The organism is Streptomyces sp. CB01249 (genome assembly GCF_001905735.1).
Taxonomy (GTDB): Bacteria; Actinomycetota; Actinomycetes; order Streptomycetales; family Streptomycetaceae; genus Streptomyces.
The window spans coordinates 253932-274708 of sequence record NZ_LISW01000008.1 but is presented as its reverse complement, the minus strand read 5'-3'; the positions used below and the strand labels follow the sequence as shown (position 1 = coordinate 274708).

The following is a 20777-nucleotide window of genomic DNA, read 5'->3' as shown; positions in this document are numbered from 1 at the left end:
GTTTTGTCAACTCGGGAAACCACCGAATTGCAGAAGGAACAGGAATACATCGACCGGCTCCACCACCGTGTCGACGTGCTGCGCGGTGACGCCGCCGAGCAGGTCCAGGACGCCCTGACGCCGGTCGGCACCGGCCAGCAGGCCCGGCTCGAACGCGATGTCCTGGTCGCCGAGCGCTCCGGTCTGCTCGCCGCCCTGAACGCGGTGGACGGCTCGCTCTGTTTCGGCCGTATCGATCTCACGAACGGCGTCGCGCACCATATCGGCCGTATCGGAATCCGCGAGGACGACGCCGAACACACGCCTTTGCTGATCGACTGGCGTGCACCGGTCGCCCGCCCCTTCTATCTCGCCACGAATCACACCCCGATGGGTCTGCGCAGGCGCCGCCACCTCACGACCGAGGGCCGCACGGTCACCGAGCTGCATGACGAGATCCTGGACGTCGGGGACCGGGAGCGCACCGGATTCGAGGACCCGACCGGCGACACGGTCCTGCTCGCCGCGGTGAACTCGGCGCGGACCGGACGCATGGCGGACATCGTGCGGACCATCCAGGCGGAGCAGGACCGCATCATCCGCGCGCCGCACCGGGGCGTCCTGGTGGTCGAGGGCGGGCCCGGCACCGGCAAGACGGCCGTCGCCCTGCACCGGGCGGCGTTCCTCCTGTACGAGCAGCGCGAGCTGCTGGCCAAGCGGGCGGTCCTCATCGTGGGCCCGAACCCGGCCTTCCTCAGCTATATCGGCGAGGTGCTGCCCTCGCTCGGTGAGACCGGTGTCCTCCTCGCCACCCAGGCCGAGCTGTTCCCCGGCGTCCACGCCCGGGGCACGGACACCCCCCGGGCGGCGGCCGTGAAGGGCGGCGCGGCCATGGCCGAGGCGCTGGAGCTCGCGGTGCGGGACCGGCAGCTGCTGCCCGAGCCGGGCGCCCCGCTGATCGTCCCGCACGACGACGGCGACCTGATCCTGGACTGGGAGATCGCCTACGAGGCCCGGCAGGCGGCCCGGGACACCCGGCTGCCGTACAACCTCGCCCGGCCGCACTTCGCGTTCCGGATCATCGACGCGCTGACCGCCCAGCTCACCGAGCGCATCGGCGCCGACCCGTACGGCGGGCCCAACTTCCTGGGCCCGGACGACATCGCCCAGCTCGGCAAGGCGGTCGCGGTCAGCCAGGAGGTGCACGCCGCGATCGAGGAGCTGTGGCCGGCGCTCACCCCCGAGGGCTTCCTGGCCGACTTCCTGGCCGAGCCGGTGCACCTGCCGGAGGCGGACGCGGAGGCCATCCGGCGGGCGCCCGGCGAGGGCGCGTGGACCCCGGCCGACGTGCCGCTGCTGGACGAGGCGGCGGAACTGCTCGGGACCGACGACAGCGCCGAGCGGGCGGCGGCCGAGGCGGAGCGCCAGGAGCGGATCGCGTACGCCCAGGGCGTCCTGGAGCTGTCCCGGGGCTCGGAGTCCTTCGAGTTCGAGGACGAGGAGTCGGAGCTGCTGGCCGCGCACGACATCATCGACGCGGAGCGGATGGCGGAGCGCCAGGAGGAGGCCGACCACCGCTCCGCGGCCGAGCGGGCCGCCGCCGACCGGACGTGGGCCTTCGGGCACATCATCGTGGACGAGGCGCAGGAGCTGTCGCCGATGGCGTGGCGGCTGCTGATGCGCCGGTCGCCGACCCGGTCGATGACCCTGGTGGGCGACCCGGCGCAGACCTCCGAGGAGGCCGGGGTCGGCTCCTGGCAGGACATCCTGGAGCCGTACGTCGGCGACCGGTACGAGCATGTGCGGCTGGCGGTCAACTACCGTACGCCCGCCGAGGTGATGGAGGTCGCGGCGAAGGTGCTGCGGGCCGAGGACCCGTCGTTCGAGCCGCCGGGATCGGTGCGCTCCACGGGCGAGGTGCCGTGGGTGCGGGAGACCGGGGCGGATCTGGCGGGCGCGGTGGCGCGGGCGGTCGAGGAGCTGACGCCCGGCGAGGGGCGCCTCGCGGTGATCGCGCCGCGCGAGCTGCACGAGGAGATCGCGGCGCCGCTGGACGGGGTGGTGCCCGGCGGTGAGCCGGATCTGACCCGCACGGTGGTGCTGCTGGGGCCCCGGCAGGCCAAGGGCCTCGAATTCGACCACGTCCTGGTGGTGGAGCCCGGCCGGTTCGGCACGAGTGACCTGTACGTGGCACTGACCCGGGCGACGCAGCGGCTGGGCATCCTGCACCGGGAGGCGCTTCCGGCGTCCCTGCGCTGACGGGCCCGGGGCAACCGGGGGCGCGGGCCGGGCTGTTGTGCGAGGGCAGCCCGGCCGGACGGGCGGATTCCGGGGAGCCTTGACACCCCGGACCGGCAGGAGGAGCATCCTCCACGTCGTTGACAACGTTGTCGGGGCGACGCCGTTCCTCCGGTCACGGCGGCCGGCTCCCGCCGCGTTGACCGTCCGTCACATCAGAAGGGCAGGAACGGTGCCACAGACGCACAAACGTCGTACGCACACCGCGATCCGGGCCGTGGGCTCCGTCACGGCCGCCGCCTTGGCCGTCGCGGGGCTCACGGCCGCCGCCGCCCCGGCTTCGGCCGCGCCGGGCAGGGACATCGTGAAGAACCCGGTGTCGTACGTCGATCCCCTGATCGGCACGTCCAACGCGGGCAACACCTACCCGGGCGCCGTGCAGCCGTTCGGCATGCTGGCGTGGAGCCCGCAGAACTCGCGGGGCAAGCAGGTCTCGACGCCCGCCCCCGGCGGCTACCAGTACGACGCGAAGAAGATCCGCGGCTTCAGCCTCACCCACCTCAACGGGGTGGGCTGCTCGGGCGCGAACGGCGACATCCCGATCATGCCGTACGTGGGCGACGTGGACTCCTCCCCCACCTCGGACACCACCGACGCGAAGTACGCGAGCGACTTCTCGCACGACGACGAGACGGCCACCCCCGGCTACTACAAGGTGGGCCTGGCCAGCGGCGCTTCGGCGGCGTTGACCACGACCGCCAGGACGGGGTCCGGGGAGTTCGGCTTCCCGGCGGACAAGCCCGCCAGCCTGCTCTTCCGCACCTCCAACTCGGAGACCGGCAGCACCGACGCCACCGTGCGGATCGACAAGGCCGCGCGGACGGTGACCGGGTCGGTCACGGCGGGCAACTTCTGCGGTCCGCAGAGCGCGAACAACCGCAAGGACCTCTACACGCTGTACTTCACCGCCCACTTCGACAAGCCCTTCGCGAAGACCGGCACCTGGAAGGACGGCACCCTCACCCCCGGCTCCACCTCCGCCTCCGGCGGTACGGGCTACAGCTCGTCCGGCAACGCCGTGGAGGGCAAGGGCTCCGGCGGGTACGTCACCTTCGCGGACGGCACCACCGAGGCGCGCGCCAAGGTGGCCGTCTCGTACGTCAGCGCCGCGAACGCCGAGGCCAACCTCCGCAAGGAGAACGGACCCGGCAAGAGCTTCGACACGGTGAAGCGGCAGGCCGCCGCAAACTGGAACGAGGCGCTGAAGGCCGTCGAGATCGGCGGCGGCACCGAAACCCAGCGCACCGCGTTCTACACCGCGCTCTACCACTCCATGCTGGAGCCGACCCTCACCAGCGACGTGGACGGCCGCTACCTCGGCGCCGACCGCAAGCCGCACCGGCTGTCCAAGGGCCAGAAGGCGCAGTACGGCACCTTCTCCGGCTGGGACCAGTACCGGGCGCAGGTGCAGTTGATGGCGCTGCTCAACCCGAAGGCGGGCAGCGACTACGCGCAGTCCCTGTTCAACTACGCGAACCAGCGGGACGGCGAGTGGGACCGCTGGCTGCTGGAGAACGGCAAGACGAGCGTGATGTCGGGCGACCCGTCCGACGCGGCGCTGGCCGGGATCTACGCCTTCGGCGGCCGTGACTTCGACGTCAAGGGCGCGCTGAAGTCCCTGGTCACGGCGGCGACCGTGCCGACCGCCAACGACTCCGACAGCTCCGGCTGCAACGTCGAGTGCGTGGGCCAGCGCCCCGCGCTCGACAAGTACCTGGAGCTCGGTTACGTACCGGCGGACAACTGCCACTGCTGGGGCGGGGCGGCCGAGACGCTGGAGGACGCGGCGGCCGACTACGGCCTGTCGGAGCTGTCCCGGCGGCTGGGCAACAAGGGCGACGCCAAGAAGTTCCTGGACCGGTCGGGCAACTGGACGAACGTCTTCGACGCCAACGCCACCGAGCACGGCGGGTACATACGCGACCGGAAGGCCGACGGCAGCTGGGCGGGCACCTTCACGCCCGGCACCGGCGCCGGGTTCGTGGAGGGCTCCAGCGCCCGGTACACCTGGATGGTCTACTCGGACGTCGCCGGTCTCGCCGGTGCGATGGGCGGCAACGAGCGCGCCACGGAGCGGCTGGACGCGTTCTTCCGTACGCCGGACGGGAAGTTCGACTTCTCGGCGAAGGACGACACGCGTTACGACCCGACGAACGAGCCCGACATCAACGCGCCCTACCTGTACAACTACTTCGGCGCCCCGTACAAGACGCAGGAGACGGTCCGCGCGGAGCTGGACCAGCTGTGGACCGACGGCCCCGGCGGGATTCCGGGCAACGACGACGCGGGGACCATGTCGTCCTGGTACGTCTTCTCGGCGCTCGGCATGTACCCGCAGAACCCGAGCCGTGCCGATCTGACGCTGACCGCACCGCTGTTCCCGCACGCGGTGGTGCGCACCGGGCACGGCAAGAAGATCACCATCGAGGCTCCGGCCGCCTCGGCGGACCACACGTACATCCACGGGCTGAAGGTGAACGGCCGTACGTCCACGAAGCCGTGGGTCGGTGACTCGCTGGTGGAGCACGGCGGACGGCTGGACTTCACGCTCGGCGCGACGCCCGACACCACCTGGGGCAGCGCACCGGCCGACGCGCCGCCGTCCTTCCCCGGCGGCGGGCTGAAGTACTTCACGGGCGCTTCCCCGGACCAGCTGAAGGTGGAGCCGGGCGGCGAGGGCGCGCAGACCGTGGTCAAGGTGCAGAGCCTGGAGACGAAGGCCACCACGGTGCACTGGGCGGCCCAGGCGCCGGACGGGGTCACCGTGACCCCGTCGGAGGGCGACTTCACGGTCCCGGCGAGCGGCGCGGCACAGGCGAAGCTCACCGTGTCGGCGGGGAAGGACACCGCCGAGGGCTACTACACGGTCCCGGTGACGCTGACGTCGTCGGCGGGCACGGAGCTGCCGAAGACGTCGGCGGCGGTGACGGTCGCCGAGAAGAACGGGCTGCTGTGGAACCGCAACAGCACCGGGATCTCGGCGGACGACGAGAATCCGCAGGCCAACTTCGACGGTGAGGGCTGGAGTTACTCGGCCCAGGCGCTGGCGGCGGCCGGTGCGGCGCCGGGCGGCACGGTCTCCTCGGGCGGCTTCGACTTCACCTGGCCGAAGGTGAAGGCCGGTGACCCGGACAACATCGAGGTCGTCGGTACGGGGCCCCAGGTGCTGAACGTCGCCTCCGGCGAGGGTGACACGAAGCTGGCGTTCCTCGGGAGCGCCGCCGAGGGCAAGGCGTCGGGCACGGTGACGCTCACGTACACCGACGGCACCACGCAGCAGGCGGAGATCGGCTTCAGCGACTGGACGCTGGGCGGCGGCTCGCAGCAGCCCTCGTACGGGAACACGGTGGCCCTGCACACCGAGTACCGCGATGTGCAGGGCGGCGGAAAGGACCCGGTGGGCACCGAGGTCTTCGCCACCGCGCCGATCGCGCTCCAGGCCGGGAAGCAGCTCGCGTCCGTGACGCTGCCGGGCACCACGGACGGCGGGATCATCCACGTCTTCGCGGTGGCCACCGCCTGACCGGCTCCACGCAACGGCAAGGGCCGGTCCCCCCGCGCGGGGGGACCGGCCCTTCCGGTGTCGTCAGACGAGGTCGAACCGGTCCAGGTTCATGACCTTGTCCCAGGCGGCGACGAAGTCGCGCACGAACTTCTCCTTGGCGTCGTCGCTCGCGTAGACCTCGGCGACGGCGCGCAGTTCGGAGTTCGAGCCGAAGACCAGGTCGGCGCGGGTGCCGGTCCAGCGGACCTCACCGGTGACGGCGTCACGGCCCTCGAAGGCGCTCTGGTCGTCGGCCGTCGACTTCCACGTCGTACCCATGTCGAGCAGGTTGACGAAGAAGTCGTTGGTCAGCGTGCCGGGCGCGTCGGTGAACACACCGTGCGCGGTCTGCTGGTGGTTGGCGCCGAGGACGCGCAGACCGCCGACGAGGACCGTCATCTCGGGCGCGCTCAGGTTGAGCAGGTTCGCCCGGTCGAGCAGCAGGTACTCGGCGGGGAGCCGGTTGCCCTTGCCGAGGTAGTTGCGGAAGCCGTCGGCGACGGGCTCCAGCTCCACGAACGACTCGACGTCGGTCTGCTCCTGCGAGGCGTCGACCCGGCCCGGGGTGAACGGGACCTCGATGTCCGTACCGGCGTCCTTGGCCGCCTTCTCGACGCCGGCAGCGCCCGCGAGGACGATCAGGTCGGCCAGCGAGACCTGCTTGCCGCCCTGCTGCTCCGCGTTGAAGGACTCCTGGACGGACTGGAGGGTGCGCAGGACGCCCGCGAGGCGGTCCGGGTCGTTGACCTCCCAGCCGCTCTGCGGTTCGAGGCGGATGCGCGCGCCGTTGGCGCCGCCGCGCTTGTCGCTGCCCCGGAAGGACGAGGCGGAGGCCCAGGCGGTGGAGACCAGCTCGGAGACGGACAGGCCGGAGGCGAGGACCTTCTCCTTGAGCGCCGCGATGTCGGCGGCGTCGATCAGCTCGTGGGTGCGCTCGGGCAGCGGGTCCTGCCAGAGCAGCGTCTCCTCGGGGACCTCGGGGCCGAGGTAGCGGACGACGGGGCCCATGTCGCGGTGGGTCAGCTTGTACCAGGCGCGGGCGAACGCGTCGGCGAACGCCTGCGGGTTCTCGTGGAAGCGCCGCGAGATCTGCTCGTACGCCGGGTCGAAGCGCAGCGAGAGGTCTGTGGTGAGCATGGTCGGGGCGTGGCTCTTCGACGGGTCGTGCGCGTCGGGCACGGTGCCCGCGCCGGCGCCGTCCTTCGGCCGCCACTGGTGGGCGCCCGCGGGGCTCTTGAAGAGCTCCCACTCGTAGCCGAAGAGAATGTTGAAGAAGCTGTTGTCCCAGCTGGTGGGGGTGTCCGTCCAGATGCCTTCGAGGCCGCTGGTGATGGCGTCGCCGCCCTTGCCGGTGCCGTACGAGCTCTCCCAGCCGAGGCCCTGGCGCTCCATCGGGGCCGCCTCGGGGTCGGGGCCGACGGCGTCGGCGGGACCGGCTCCGTGCGTCTTGCCGAAGGTGTGGCCGCCGGCGATCAGGGCGACGGTCTCCTCGTCGTTCATCGCCATGCGGCGGAACGTCTCGCGGATGTCGCGGGCCGCGGCGATCGGGTCCGGGTTGCCGTTGGGGCCCTCCGGGTTGACGTAGATGAGGCCCATCTGCACGGCGCCGAGCGGGTTCTCCAGCTCGCGGTCACCGGTGTAGCGCTCGTCGCCGAGCCAGGTGGTCTCGGGGCCCCAGTACACGTCCTCGTCGGGCTCCCAGACGTCCGCGCGGCCGCCGCCGAAGCCGAAGGTCTCGAAGCCCATGGTCTCCAGGGCGACGTTCCCGGTGAGGACGAGGAGGTCGGCCCAGGAGATGTTCTTGCCGTACTTCTTCTTGACCGGCCACAGCAGGCGCCGCGCCTTGTCGAGGCTCGCGTTGTCCGGCCAGCTGTTGAGGGGGGCGAAGCGCTGCTGGCCGGAGCCGGCGCCGCCGCGGCCGTCGCTGATGCGGTACGTGCCCGCGCTGTGCCAGGCCATCCGGATCATGAAGGGGCCGTAGTTGCCGAAGTCGGCGGGCCACCAGTCCTGCGAGGTGGTCAGCACCTCGGCGATGTCCCGCTTGACGGCGGGCAGGTCCAGGGCGTTGAAGGCCGCGGCGTAGTCGAAGTCGTCGCCGAGCGGGTTGGCCACGGCGGGGTTCTTGGCGAGAATCCGCACGTTGAGCCGCTCCGGCCACCACTGGCGGTTGCCGCCGCCCTGGGTGGGGTGCGGCGCGCGACCGTGCGCGACGGGGCAGCCGCCGGCCTCCTCCGACTTGGGGTCGGTGACGATCGCGTCGTGGTTCTCAGTCATGGAATTCCTTCCGGACGGGGCGGATCTCGGTGCTCTGAGAATGTGGGGGGCTGGCCTGACCGGTCTCGCCCGGAGGGCGTCCTGCCCTGGCTTCGGCCGGAACCGATCCTACGATGGACCTAGTCCAAGTCAATACGAACACGCGATGGAACGGATCAACGGCGATGACGGACCTGGCGCGGGTGCGGGTCGCGAAGGCCCTGTGTGCGAGGCCGGAACCCCTGTCCGGTCAGCCGTCTCCCCGCCGGTGCACGCTCACCGCGTAGCCGCCGCCCTCGTACGGCGCCGCGTCCCAGGTGGCGAAGCGGTCGACAGGGGTGAGCCCGGCGGCGGCGCAGTGGGCGTCGTACTCCGCGAGGGTGAGGCCGGGCGGTACGGGGAGGTGGGCCGCGTCCAGGCCGAACCCGGCGACCAGCAGACCGCCCGGGCGCAGCGCTCCTGCGAGCCGGGCGACGACGGTGGCCTCGGTGCCGGGGGCGACCAGCGCCATCACGTTGCCCGCGGCGACGACGAGGTCGAACCCCGGTTCGATGGAGAGCGCGTCCGGGTCGAACGCGGCCAGGTCCGCCCGGTACCAGGGCAGCCCGGGCGCCTGCTCGCGCGCGACGGCCAGCATCGAGGCGTCGACGTCCACCCCGGTGCAGTCGTACCCGAGCTCCGCGAGCCGGATCGCGACCCGGCCGGTGCCGCAGCCGGCGTCCAGCACCCGCGCCCCGGCGGGCACCAGGGCGGCGCAGAACCGCGCCTCGCCGTGCATGTCCTTGCCGCTGCGGGCCAGGGCCGCGAAGCGGGCGGCGTAGTCCTCGCCCGAGGTGTCTCCGGTCAGTTCGGTCCAGCGGTTCATGCGGGCCACTGTAGACGCGGCCCTGGTCAGCCCGACTTCGGCGGCCGTCCGGCGTCGAACGCGAAGACGGTGTTCCGGGCGGCGGCCACGATCACCACGCGTCCGGCGACGGTCACGCGGGGGCTCTCGCCCGCCTGGCCGGTCAGGCCGTCGGCCCTCGGGTCCGTCGCCCACAGCACCGTGCCGTCGGACGGGGAGAGGGCGACGACACGGCCGGTGGCGGAGCTGAAGAGCAGGGCGCCGTCCCCGGCCACCGGGCCCGACGCGCCCTCCACGCTGGTCTGCCGGGACCACTTCCTCCGGCCGGTGGCGGGGTCGAAGGCGGTGACGCGGCCGGTCTGCCCGCTGATGTACACGGTGGAACCCGCCATGCCGGGCGTGCCCTCGTACGTGGTGTCCAGCGGGGTGTTCGTGACCTTGCCGGAGACCGGGTCGACCCGGGTCACCGCGTCGTAGCCGGTGAGCGCCGCGCCCTCGGTGTGCTCCCGGAGCAGGACGAGCCGGCCGCCGTCGGCGCCCACGGGAACGCCGGGCCCGTCCAGCGCGATGGCCCGGCCCCAGGTCCCCTTGGCCGGGTCCAGCGTGTGGACGACCGGGCGGCGTGTCGCCAGGGCCCGGATCTCCGCGTCCGTGACGCACATGGCGAGGAGCGCGTCGCCCGCCGGGACGGGGGCGCACCGGGACCCTCCGGGGAAGGACGCGGTCCAGATCAGCTCGCCGCTGTGCGCGTCCCGGGCCTCGAAGGCGTCGTCGGAGGCGTTGACGGTGATCACGGTGGAGCCGGTCACCACGGCGTCCTCGGTCCGGCCCGTGACGGCCGTCGACTGGGCGCCGGAGACCGTGGACCACAGCTCCTTGCCGCTGTCGGCGTCGACGGCCACCACCTCGTCGCCCCGCGCCTGGGGGTCGTCCTGGGCGGAGAACCGGTAACCGATCACGGTGTCGTCGGTGGCGCCCACGAGGTGCATGCCCTGGACGGGGACGCCGGGGCTCTTCACCGTCCAGGCGCGCGAGCCGTCCCGGACGTCGATCCGGGTGGCGACGACGCCGCCGCCCCCGCAGAACGCCGCCTCGCCGCGCGCGACGCACCGCAGCTCGTCGGGGATGTCCGCCTGCCCGCCGGGCACGGTCACGCGCCAGGGCCTGAAGCCGCCCGGCAGGGTGCCGGCGGGCTCGGCGACCGTGCGGGCCTTGGCGTCGTCCGGCTCCTCGCCGAAGCCGCCCGCCTTGAGGACGGCCACTCCCCCGCCGATCGCGGCCACGGCGACCGCCGCCGCGAGCACGGGCCGCCAGCGGCCGCGCAGCCCGCGCCCACCGGGGGAACCGGTCTGCTCGGGGGCGGGGGCGCCCGGCGCCTCGGTGTCGCGCGTGGCCAGGTGGTGCTGGGTGGCCACGTCCCGGGTGCGGCCGGGGGTGCGCCCTGGCGCCACCGCGCCGCCGAGGTCGGCGGGCAGGTCCCGCAGCAGCTCCAGGAGCTCGTCGGCGGAGGGCCGGCCCTCGGGCTCCTTGACCAGGCACGGTTCCACGACGGTGCGCAGCCGCCCGGGCACGGCGTCCAGCGAGGGTTCCTCGTGCACCACCTGGTAGGCCGTGAGGTAGGGGCTGTCCGCGTCGAAGGGGCCGTGGCCCGTGGCCGCGTACACCAGGAGGGTGGCCAGGGAGAAGACGTCGGAGCGCGGTCCGACGCCGCGCGGCGCCTGGAGCTGTTCCGGCGACATGAAGGGCGGGGTGCCGATGACGCGTCCGGTCATCGTCAGGGTCTGCTGGTCGGCGGCGCGCGAGATGCCGAAGTCGATGACGCGCGGCCCTTCGGGGGACAGCACGACGTTCGACGGCTTCAGGTCGCGGTGGACGACCCCGACGCGGTGGATGTCGCGCAGCGCCTCGGCGAGCCCGATGGCGAGGTTGCGCAGTCCGGCCCCGTTGAGCGGGCCCTCGGCGGCGATGCGCTCGGCGAGGGTGGGGCCCTCGATGTAGGTGGTCGCCATCCAGGGCTGCTCGGCCTCGGGCGCGGCGTCCACCACGGCGGCGGTGAAGGCGCCGCTGACCCGGCGCGCCGCCGCGACCTCCTGGCGGAAGCGGATGCGGAACTCGCTGTCTCCGGCGAACTGCTGGTGGATCAGCTTGATCGCGACGGGCCGGCCGGAGCTCGTACGGGCCAGGAAGACCGTGCCCATGCCCCCTGATCCGAGCCGCGCCTCCAGCGGATAACCGCCGATCTCGGCTGGATCGCCTGCGCGCAGCGACACTCTTCCCGACCTCTCGTCCCCGTGCACCTCTGCCGTCACGGTCCCCGTCTGTGCTGCACACAAACTAGCCGCAGGGTGGTGGGGCGGGGCAATGCGGGTGACACGTGCAGACGGGTGCGTGGTACGGGCCGCCCCGGCCGGGACCGGGGCGGCCCTTCGGCTCGGCGGGTCAGCAGGTGCCGAGGTCCTGCCAGACTCCCCATTCACCGGTGGAGCCGGGCGTCTCGTTCTGGGTCCACCACTTGGCCTTCCAGGTGTGTCCCCCGTACGAGACCGTGTCACCGCCGTTGTAGACGGCTGCGGCGCTCCACGCGGCGGCGGTGCAGCTGCCGGTCGGGGGCGGCGTGGTGGGCGGGGTGGTGGTGGGCGGGGTGACGCCCGCGAACTTCACCGAGTACTTGGCGAAGTCCCAGTCCGCCTGCGCCACGCTGCTGCACGTGCCGGAGGTCTTGCCGTTGTTGTCGGGCGGGGTGCACTGGCGGTCGCGGTTGAGGGACCAGAAGGTGAAGCGGTCCATGTGGTGGCCGGTGGCGAAGTCCAGGACGGTCTGGAAGTCGGCCTGGGTGAAGTACTCGCCGGTGTCGCTGCGGCCGTTCATGCCGGAGAAGCCCTCGTGGGCGTACGCGGTGGCCTCGTCCCAGCCGAAGGTGGACCGCAGGATCGCGTTGAAGTTCGTCAGGGCGCTGGTCTGGGCGGCGGCCCCGTTGAAGCCCCCGTCGAACGGCATGATGGAGAAGTTGTTCGGCGTGAAGCCCTGCGCCTTGGCCTCGTTGAGCATCTGCTTGCCGAACCAGCCGGTGCCGTCGGCGGTGCCCGCCGTGGTGACGGAGACGTAGAGGCCGGGGTTGTTCTGCTGGAGGATCTTGGCGGCGCCGATCTCGCGGGCGATGGCGGCCGTGTTCTCGTACTCCGGTTCCTCGAGGTCGAAGTCGATGGCCTTCAGCTGGTACTTGGTGATGACCTGCTGGTACGCGGCGGCGGTGGAGGCCGCGTCGGAACAGGTCTGGCCGAGCTTCGTCCCGCCGTAGCCGCCGATGGAGACCGACACGTCGCCGCCCTTGGCGCGGATCGCGCTGATGACGGAGGCGACCGCGGTGTCCGAGGAGACCGGCGACGTACCGTCCCAGGTGGGGCTGCAACCGCCGCCATTGGGGGCCAGGACGAAGGCGAGCTGGAACGCCTTGAGGCCGGAGGCGTCCATGATGGCGCCCGCGTCCGGCGGATTGTTGTCGTGCGGCATCAGATAGGGCGCGGCGGCGTACCAGCGGTTGGAGAGCGCGGTGGCGTCGGCGGACGCACCCGATGCCTGCTGCGCGGCGAAGGCCGCGATTCCTGCGGTGGCCAGGGCGGCGGTGGCCACGCCGGAGAGCAGAGCGCGAAGACGTCTCATGGAGGCTCCTGTCGGGAGAAGGTGCCGCCAAGAATCGAAGGATGACGCATTCACGTCAATGAGTTGGCCTAGACCATTGCGCATTCTTGAAGATCCCACCGCGCACCCCGTGAGCGCGTGACCGATATCGGAACATCTTCCGTCCGCATTACGGGTCCCTCGGCTAGGGTGTCGCGCGTGTCCTTCCCTCTCGCCTTCCGCCATCTCGTGGACGACGCCGCGGTCTTCCCGCCCGGCCTGGCTCCGCTGCCGCGTGCCGTGACCGAGCACGCCGGGCACCTCGCGTCCGGCCACGCCGAGCTCGTCGGCCCGTTCGTGATCGGCGCCGACCGGCTCGCCGAGCTGGCCGGACTGGCCGAGCCCCGGCTCTTCCCCGGCGGCCTGCGGGTGAGCGTGGTGGCCGGGCCCGCCGCGCTCCCGTCAGCCCTGGCCGCATTCGCGGGGACCGACCGGCTCGTCCCGGCGGCCGTGGAGTTCAAGCCGGACCCCGCCCCGCCCCTCGGGCCCCAGATCGAGGAGCTGGCCGCACTCGGCTTCCCCGGCACGGTGTACGTGGAGGTGCCGCGCCCCGGTACGCGGGCCTGGGAGCAGGCGCTCGCCCTGGTGGTGCGCCACGGCTTCCGGCTGAAGTTCCGCACCGGCGGGACCGAGGCGGCGGCGTTCCCGGACGAGGACGAGGTGGCGGCGTGGATCCACGCGGCCGTGGCCGCCGGGGCCGCCTTCAAGTGCACGGCCGGGCTGCACCACGCGGTCCGCCACACCGCCGCCGCCACCGGTTTCGAGCACCACGGCTACCTCAACGTGCTCCTGGCGACGGCCCGGGCCCGCGCCGGAGCGCCCCTGTCCGGTATCCGCGCGGCCCTCGCCGAGCGTGATGCGGAGGCGCTGGCCCGGGCCGTGACCGCGCTCCCGGCCGCCGAGGCCGCCGCCGCGCGGGAGGCGTTCGTCTCGTACGGGTCGTGCAGCGTGCTCGAACCGCTGGAGGACCTGACCACTCTGGGCCTGCTCGGCCCCGCCACCACCTGACCCCCCGTCACCGAAGGGCCCTCGCATGACCACCCACCCCGCCACCTGGGCCGAGGACGCGGCCGGCAGCGCGTACGACGTCGACAACCTCCCTTACGCCGTCTTCTCGACCGCGGACGGCGCCCCGCGCGTCGGCGTCCGCATCGGTGACCACGTCCTGGACCTGGGCGCCGCCGCCACCGCGCTTCGCCCCGACTGGGCGCCGCTGCTCGACGCGCCCGCGCTCAACCCGCTGATGGCCGCGGGCGCGACGGTGTGGGCGCAGGTCCGGGCCTGGGCGACCGGGCTGCTCACCGACACCGCGTACCGCGACCGCGTCCGCCTGGTGCCGCTGGCCGGCATCACGCTGCACCTGCCGTTCGAGGTCGGGGACTACGTCGACTACTACGCGTCCGCGGACCACGCCACGAACGTCGGGCGGATCTTCCGGCCCGACGGGGACGCGCTGATGCCCAACTGGCGCCATCTGCCGGTCGCCTACCACGGCCGCGCGGGCTCCGTCGTCGTCTCGGGCACCCCCGTGCACCGCCCCGCCGGACAGCGCAAGGCCCCCGCCGACCCCGCACCCACCTTCGGTCCTTCGCTGCGCCTGGACATCGAGGCCGAACTCGGCTTCGTCGTCGGCCGCACGATCCCGCTCGGGCAGCGCGTCGCGACCTCCGAGTTCACCGAGACCGTGTTCGGCGTGACCGGCGTCAACGACTGGTCCTCGCGCGACATCCAGGCGTGGGAGTACGTCCCGCTGGGCCCCAACCTCGGCAAGTCCTTCGCCACCAGCATCAGCGCCTGGGTCACCCCGCTCGCCGCGCTGGAGCACGCCCGCACCGAACTGCCCGGCCAGGAACCCGCCGTACTGCCGTATCTGCGCGAGGAGGGCCCGTCGGGCTACGACATCGACGTGGAGGTCGAGGTCAACGGCACGGTGGTGGCGCGCCCGCCGTACGCGTCCATGTACTGGTCGCCCGCGCAGATGCTGGCCCACCTCACGGTCAACGGCGCCTCGCTGCGGGTCGGCGACTTCTACGCGTCGGGCACCATCTCGGGGCCCGAAAAGCACCAGCGCGGCTCGTTCCTCGAACTGTCCTGGGGCGGCAAGGAGACCTGGACGGCGGGCGGCGAGGAGCGCACGTTCCTCCAGGACGGCGACGAGGTCGTCCTGCGCTACTCGGCGCCGGGCGCGCGGGGACGCATCGGCCTGGGCGAGGTCCGTGGCAGGATCCTCCCCACCATCCGGCCGATCCCCGAAGAGGTGGAATGACACCGCCGAACGACCCCGAGAGCGGCGGCTCGCAGACCCTGGAGCGCGGACTCGCCCTCCTAGTCGAGCTGAGCCGCCACCCGGAGGGCCTGACGACCAGTCAGGTATCGGCCGCGACGGGGTTCCACCGCTCCATCGCGCACCGCCTGCTCGTCTCGCTCCACCGGACGGGGTTCGCCGCGCGCGACGACGGCGGCCGCTACACCGTGGGCCCGGCCGTGACCGGGCTCCTCGGCGGCACCGGCCCCAGTCTGCGGACCGTCGCCGAGCCGGTCCTGCACCGCCTCGCCCGCCGCCTGGACGCCACCGCGAGCCTGGTCGAGGCCGTCGGCACCGCCGCCGTCACCACGGTGGTGGCCGAACCGCCGACGGACGGCCCCCTGTTCTGGTACCGCAAGGGCAGCCGCGACCCCCTGGACCACGGCTCCGGCGGTCTCGCCGCGCTGGCCTCCGGCCCCCCGCGCACCGCCGAACCGCCCCGCGTCCAGGCGATCCGCGAGACCGGCTACGTCATCACCCACAGCGAGGTCAACATCGGCGCCCACGGCATCGCGGCCCCGCTGCCGGGCTGGCCGGTCCGGGCCGCGATCAACGTGGTCACCTCCGACCCCGAACTCGCCGACCGGGCCGTCCCGCACGTCCTGGAGGCCGCCGCCGCGATCGGCACACTGGGCGACCACCTCGGGTGAACGGCGTACCGGCCGTGGTGAACGCGGCCGGTACGCGCTCGCCCGTCAGCAGCCGATCGGCGCGGAGCCGACCGCCACGTCGTCGAACCACAGGGTGTCGTCGCCGACCCCGTAGCTCTCCCAGCCCAGCCGCAGGGCGGTGGGCCGGGGCGGGGTGGTCCGCGAGAGCCACTGGTCGTCCACGTCACGCGTGGGGACGCCGTCGGCGTGCAGACCGGGCACCTGCTCGTCGCCCAGCCAGGTGTCGAGCCCCGGGGCCGAGGTGTCCACCGCGAACCGCAGGCACTGCCAACTGCCCGTCGGCAGCGGCCTGCTCAGCCCCACCCCGGTCGGGCTCTGCGCCGGGAGCGTCGCGTCGTCGGTCTCCCGGTTCCACTGGAGCGCCCCGTTCTGCCCGCCGATCCGCAGAGCCTTGCCGCCCTGGGAGCTGTCGGGCATCGACACGAAGGCGACGTGCGCCGCCGGGAGCGCCGTGGTGTGCCGCACCCACATGCGCACGTACAGCACGGGACCCACGGCCGAGAGGTCCGCGGTGGAGGCCACGAAGGCGTGGTTGCAGTACCCCGCCTTCCCGTCCAGCCGCAGCGACCGGCTGCCGCTGTGCGCGGTCTCCGTGTCCACGGCGGCCGTCCCGGTGCCCTGGCAGTCCGGCGCGGTGAACTGCCAGTTCCCGGCGGGGGCCGGACCGGCCTGGTCCTCGAAGTCGTCGCAGACGACCGCGTCACCGCACTCGGCGGAGGGCGGCGTGGTGGGCGGCGGAGTCGTGGGCGGCGGCGTGGTCGGGGGCGTGGTGACGTCGCCGCCGCACGAGACTCCGTTGAGGGCGAAGTCGGTGGGCGCGGGCCCGCCCGACTGCGAGGTCCCCTGCACACCGAAGGAGACGGTGCCGCCCTCGGCCACCGCGCCGTTCCAGGCTGTGCTGACGGCGGTCACGGCGTGGCCGGTCTGCGTGACGGTGCCGTTCCAGCCGGAGGTGACCTGCTGGTCCCCTTCGTACGTCCAGGTGAGCCGCCAGTCGCTGAGCGCCGGGCCCTCGTTGGTGACGCGCACGTCGGCGGTGAAGCCGCCGGTCCACTCGTTGGCCGTGTAGTCGACCTGACACCCGGGCGCGGACTCCGCCGCCGCGGCCGGTCCCCCGGCGGGCATGGCGACGAGCAGCGACAGGGCCAGCGCCACGACGGAGCCGGCCGCCGTCCAGGGTCTGCGCGGTAAGCGGCGGGGGTGGATGGTCATGTGCGCCTCCTCGGGCGTGGGGAAGTATGTGGGAGCGCTCCCATGTATGACAGCGAGTTGACGGCGCACTGTCAATACAGTGGACGGACGGAGCCTTCCGAGGCCCCGAAAGTTTCGCCGCATGACCCCCTGCCGCAACGCGTTCATGGACCCACCCACCCCCTTCACCCCTCGGCGCACAACACCGCACCCCCACTGACGTGCATCGTCGCCATCCGAACCCATCGCAACACCAGACCGACGCTTTCGAAACTCTTGCCGAAACTATTGACAGTCGCTCAAGGGGCCCAAAAACTCCGTGCTCAGGCCCGGCCGTGCCGCCCGTGCGGCCGGAACTCCCCTCACCTGGAGGACAGTTCATGCGTCTCCGCTTCCACCGCCGCCCGGCCGCCCTGGCGGCGGGGCTCGCGCTCGCCGCGTCGGGTTCCCTGGGTCTGACCGCCACGGCCGCCGCCCCGGCCCAGGCCGCCGCCTGCACCGGCTACGTGGGCCTGACCTTTGACGACGGCCCGTCCAACGACCACACCCCCGCCCTGCTCAACGCTCTCAGGCAGAACGGTCTGCGGGCCACCATGTTCAACGAGGGCCAGTTCGCCGCCTCGTACCCCGCGCAGGTGAAGGCCCAGGTCGACGCGGGCATGTGGGTCGGCAACCACAGCTACACCCACCCCCACCTCACCCAGCAGAGCCAGGCGCAGATCGACTCGGAGCTCTCCCGGACCCAGCAGGCCATCGCGGCCGCGGGCGGCGGCACACCGAAGCTCTTCCGGCCGCCGTACGGGGAGACCAACGCCACGCTCAAGGCCGTCGAGGCCAAGTACGGGCTCACGGAGGTGATCTGGGACGTCGACTCGCAGGACTGGAACGGGGCGAGCACCGACGCGATCGTCCAGGCCGTGTCCCGCCTCACCAACGGCCAGGTCATCCTGATGCACGAGTGGCCCGCCAACACCCTGGCCGCCATCCCGCGCATCGCCCAGTCGCTCGCCTCCCGGGGCCTGTGCTCGGGCATGATCTCGCCGCAGACCGGGCGGGCCGTCGCCCCCGACGGCAGCAGCGGCGGAGGCGGCGGGAACACCGGCGGCTGCACGGCGACCCTGTCCGCGGGCCAGAGCTGGGGCGACCGCTACAACCTCAACGTGGCGGTCTCCGGTTCCAACAACTGGACCGTGACGATGAACCTGCCGTCCCCGGAGAAGGTCCTCTCCACCTGGAACATCAGCGCCGGCTACCCCAGCGCCCAGGTGCTGACCGCCAAGCCCAACGGCAGCGGCAACAACTTCGGCGTCACCATCCAGTCCAACGGCAACTGGACCTGGCCGACGGTCTCCTGCGCCACGGGCTGACCCCTCGCCCCCATGGTGAAGCGCCCCGCGCCCGTGTGCGGGGCGCTTCGCCTTGTCCCCGGACCGGCGTGAGCTACCGGAAACCAGTCGTTCACCCCGCCGTGGACTCCGGTGAAACAACCGGTTCCTAGCGTCTCCGCCCATGGATGCGACGCTGGATACGACGCTGTATACACCCCCGGACACAGCGCGGGACGCGGACGCGGAGCCCGCGCCCTCGCTCCGCGAGGCGGTGTACGGGCAGCTGCGCGCGGCCGTGCTCGACGGCGAGTTCGGGCCGCGCGAGCGACTGGCCGAGACCCGGCTCGCCGCACGCTTCCGCGTGTCACGGACCCCGGTGCGCGAGGCCCTGGCGCGCCTGCTCGCGGACGGCCTGATCGAGCGCGGGGACGGCGGCTTCTTCGTCACGATCCCCAACCTGGCCCAGCTGCGCGACCTCTACGAACTCCGGGTGACCCTGGAGCTGCGCGGCATCGCCCGGGCGATCGACGACCCGTCCGTACGGCATGATCCGACTGTTCTCAAGGGCGAGTTGGACCGCTGGTACGCCATGCGCGAGCGGCCCCCGGACCCCGATCCCCGCTTCGTCGTCCAGGACGAGCGCTTCCACGCCGAGCTCTCCCGCGCCTCCGGGAACCCCGCCCTGACGGATGCCCTCGTGGCCGTCGGCGAGCGCATCCGCCGGGTCCGGATGTACGACTTCCTCACCCCGGACCGGGTAGGGACGACCATCACCGAGCACATCGCGATCATGGAGGCCGTCCTCGACGGGCGCCTCGCCGACGGCCACCGCGCCCTGCACGCCCATGTCGGCGACTCCATGGCCGTCGTCCTCGAACGGGCCCAGCGCGCCATGACGCAGATGGCCCTGCACTCCGACCGCCTCTGAAACCCCGGCGGCCGACGACGCCCGCCCCGTCCTCAGCACGGCCTTCCCTCCGTACACCGCTCCCCGAAGGGCTGCCCATGAGTACGACCGAGTCACGTGCGACGTCCACACCACCGCCCGCCGCCGAGAGCCGGGCGACGAGCGAAACGCTGGAGGACTACACCCTCCGCTTCGCGCCCCGCAGTTACCGCCGCTGGACCCCCGCGGTCGTGGCCACCACCGCCCTGGGCGGCATCGCCTACATGGCCGACTTCTCGATCGGCGCGGGCATCGGCCTGGCCCACGGCACCGGAAACGCGCTCCTGGCGATCGCGGTGGCCGCCGTCGTCATCTTCGTCACCGGCTTCCCGCTGGCCTACTACGGCGCCCGGTACAACCTCGACCTGGACCTGATCACCCGGGGCTCCGGCTTCGGCTACTACGGCTCGGTCCTGACCGGAGTCATCTTCGCCAGCTTCACCTTCATCTTCTTCGCCCTCGAAGGCTCGATCATGGCGCAGGGCCTGAAACTGGGCCTCGGACTGCCGCTCTGGCTGGGCTATCTCGTCTCCACGCTGATGGTCATTCCGCTGGTGATCTACGGAATGTCGGCGCTCAGCAAGCTCCAGGTGTGGACCACGCCGATCTGGCTGCTGCTCATGGTCGGCCCGCTGGTCTATCTGGTCGCCACCGACCCCGGCACGGTCGACCGGTTCCTCTCGTACGCCGGAACGGACGGCAAGGGCGGGATCGACACCGCGTCCGTGCTCCTCGGTGCCGGGGTGTGCCTCTCGCTCATCGCGCAGATCGGCGAGCAGATCGACTACCTGCGCTTCATGCCGCCGAAGACCGAGGCCAACAAGCGCACCTGGTGGACCGCCGTGGTCATGGCCGGACCCGGCTGGGTGGTGCTCGGCGCGCTCAAGCAGGCCATCGGGGTGTTCCTCGCGGTGTACATCATCGCGAAGGTCGGGGCCGACGCCGCGCCCGAGCCGATCCAGCAGTTCCGGGGCGCCTTCGACGCGATGCTGCCGTCCTGGCTGGTCGTCCCGCTCGCCGTGGTCCTGGTGGTCATCAGCCAGATCAAGATCAACGTCACCAACGCGTACTCCGGCTCGCTTGCCTGGACCAACTCCTTCACCAGGGTCACGAAGCACTACCCCGGACGTCTGGTCTTCGTCCTGGTCAACCTCGGCTTCGCGCTCGCGCTGATGGAGGCCGACATGTTCAGCTTCCTCAACGACATCCTCGGCTTCTACTCCAACTGCGCCATCGCCTGGATCGTCACCGTCGCCACCGACATCGGCGTCAACAAGTACCTGCTGCGCCTCTCGCCGCTCCGGCCGGAGTTCCGCCGGGGCATGCTGTACGCCGTCAACCCCGTCGGCGTGGTGGCCTTCACCGCCGCCTCCGGCCTGTCGATCGCGATGTACTTCCACGCCCTGGGTGACACCCTCCAGCCGTACTCGCCCGTCGCCGCCGCCGTCATCGCCTTCGTGCTGACGCCCCTGGTCGCGTACGTCACCAAGGGCCGGTACTACCTGCGCCGCACCGACGACGGCCTGGACGAGCCGATGCTCGACGCGGACGGCAACCCCAGCGCGGTGACGTACGACTGCCACGTCTGCAAGCAGTCGTTCGAACGCCCCGACGTCGCCGCCTGCGCCACCCACGACGCGGTCGTCTGCTCGCTCTGCCTGAGCACCGACGGCGTGGGTGACCACGTGCTGCCCGCACAGCCGCCCCTCGCCTGAACCCCGGCCCCGTACCCAGGAGTTG

General features: G+C 72.3%; 13 protein-coding genes. 8 read left to right on the top strand and 5 right to left on the bottom strand.

The features are described 5' to 3' along the window. The first annotated feature begins 27 nt into the window (after positions 1–27). Together AMK18_RS29740 and AMK18_RS29735 are read left to right on the top strand one after the other, a co-directional pair. Positions 28–2238 carry a HelD family protein gene (locus AMK18_RS29740; RefSeq protein ID WP_073865198.1) on the top strand — a complete coding sequence of 737 codons (2211 nt, stop codon included), beginning with the start codon at positions 28–30 and terminating at the stop codon, positions 2236–2238. A gap of 256 nt (positions 2239–2494) precedes the next feature. Beyond that, on the top strand, positions 2495–5800 hold the full coding sequence (locus tag AMK18_RS29735) for a GH92 family glycosyl hydrolase (RefSeq protein ID WP_073865264.1): 3306 nt from the start codon (positions 2495–2497) through the stop codon (positions 5798–5800). Between the two features lie 63 nt (positions 5801–5863). Here AMK18_RS29735 and katG read toward each other — a convergent pair whose 3' ends face one another. From katG to AMK18_RS29715, 4 genes are all read right to left on the bottom strand, one after another. Further along, positions 5864–8095, bottom strand: coding sequence for a catalase/peroxidase HPI (katG, locus tag AMK18_RS29730; protein WP_018106181.1), 2232 nt, complete (start codon positions 8093–8095; stop codon positions 5864–5866). A gap of 229 nt (positions 8096–8324) precedes the next feature. Next, positions 8325–8939 (bottom strand): class I SAM-dependent methyltransferase, encoded by a 615-nt coding sequence (locus AMK18_RS29725; protein WP_073865197.1) that lies wholly within the window; start codon positions 8937–8939, stop codon positions 8325–8327. Between the two features lie 26 nt (positions 8940–8965). Continuing rightward, a complete protein-coding gene (locus AMK18_RS29720; RefSeq protein WP_073865196.1) occupies positions 8966–11188 on the bottom strand; it encodes a serine/threonine-protein kinase in 2223 nt (740 codons plus the stop codon). Between the two features lie 169 nt (positions 11189–11357). Next, positions 11358–12578 (bottom strand): chitinase, encoded by a 1221-nt coding sequence (locus tag AMK18_RS29715; protein ID WP_198957107.1) that lies wholly within the window; start codon positions 12576–12578, stop codon positions 11358–11360. A 177-nt stretch (positions 12579–12755) separates the two neighbouring features. Between AMK18_RS29715 and AMK18_RS29710 the strand changes: the two genes are divergently transcribed. From AMK18_RS29710 to AMK18_RS29700, 3 genes are read left to right on the top strand one after another with little or no spacing between them, the layout of a single operon-like run. After that, positions 12756–13604 carry a hypothetical protein gene (locus AMK18_RS29710; RefSeq protein ID WP_073865194.1) on the top strand — a complete coding sequence of 283 codons (849 nt, stop codon included), beginning with the start codon at positions 12756–12758 and terminating at the stop codon, positions 13602–13604. Between the two features lie 25 nt (positions 13605–13629). Continuing rightward, on the top strand, positions 13630–14862 hold the full coding sequence (gene fahA / locus AMK18_RS29705; RefSeq protein WP_073865192.1) for a fumarylacetoacetase: 1233 nt from the start codon (positions 13630–13632) through the stop codon (positions 14860–14862). Continuing rightward, on the top strand, positions 14859–15551 hold the full coding sequence (locus AMK18_RS29700; protein ID WP_073865191.1) for an IclR family transcriptional regulator: 693 nt from the start codon (positions 14859–14861) through the stop codon (positions 15549–15551). The genes fahA and AMK18_RS29700 overlap by 4 nt, the downstream gene beginning before the upstream one ends. A 45-nt stretch (positions 15552–15596) precedes the next feature. Here the strand turns inward: AMK18_RS29700 and AMK18_RS29695 are convergent, their stop codons facing one another. Beyond that, on the bottom strand, positions 15597–16784 hold the full coding sequence (locus AMK18_RS29695; RefSeq protein ID WP_073865190.1) for a cellulose-binding domain-containing protein: 1188 nt from the start codon (positions 16782–16784) through the stop codon (positions 15597–15599). 359 nt (positions 16785–17143) lie between these two features. Between AMK18_RS29695 and AMK18_RS29690 the strand changes: the two genes are divergently transcribed. The 3 genes from AMK18_RS29690 to AMK18_RS29680 all read left to right on the top strand — a co-directional run bounded on the left by AMK18_RS29690 (position 17144) and on the right by AMK18_RS29680 (position 20752). Further along, positions 17144–18130 (top strand): polysaccharide deacetylase family protein, encoded by a 987-nt coding sequence (locus AMK18_RS29690; protein ID WP_073865188.1) that lies wholly within the window; start codon positions 17144–17146, stop codon positions 18128–18130. Positions 18131–18272: 142 nt separating this feature from the next. Further along, positions 18273–19019: a GntR family transcriptional regulator gene (locus tag AMK18_RS29685; RefSeq protein WP_073865187.1), complete on the top strand. Its 747-nt coding sequence runs from the start codon at positions 18273–18275 to the stop codon at positions 19017–19019. Between the two features lie 77 nt (positions 19020–19096). Further along, the gene (locus AMK18_RS29680) at positions 19097–20752 is read left to right on the top strand and encodes a purine-cytosine permease family protein (RefSeq protein ID WP_073865186.1); all 1656 of its coding nucleotides are present in this window, start codon (positions 19097–19099) and stop codon (positions 20750–20752) included. The last annotated feature ends 25 nt before the right edge of the window (positions 20753–20777 follow it).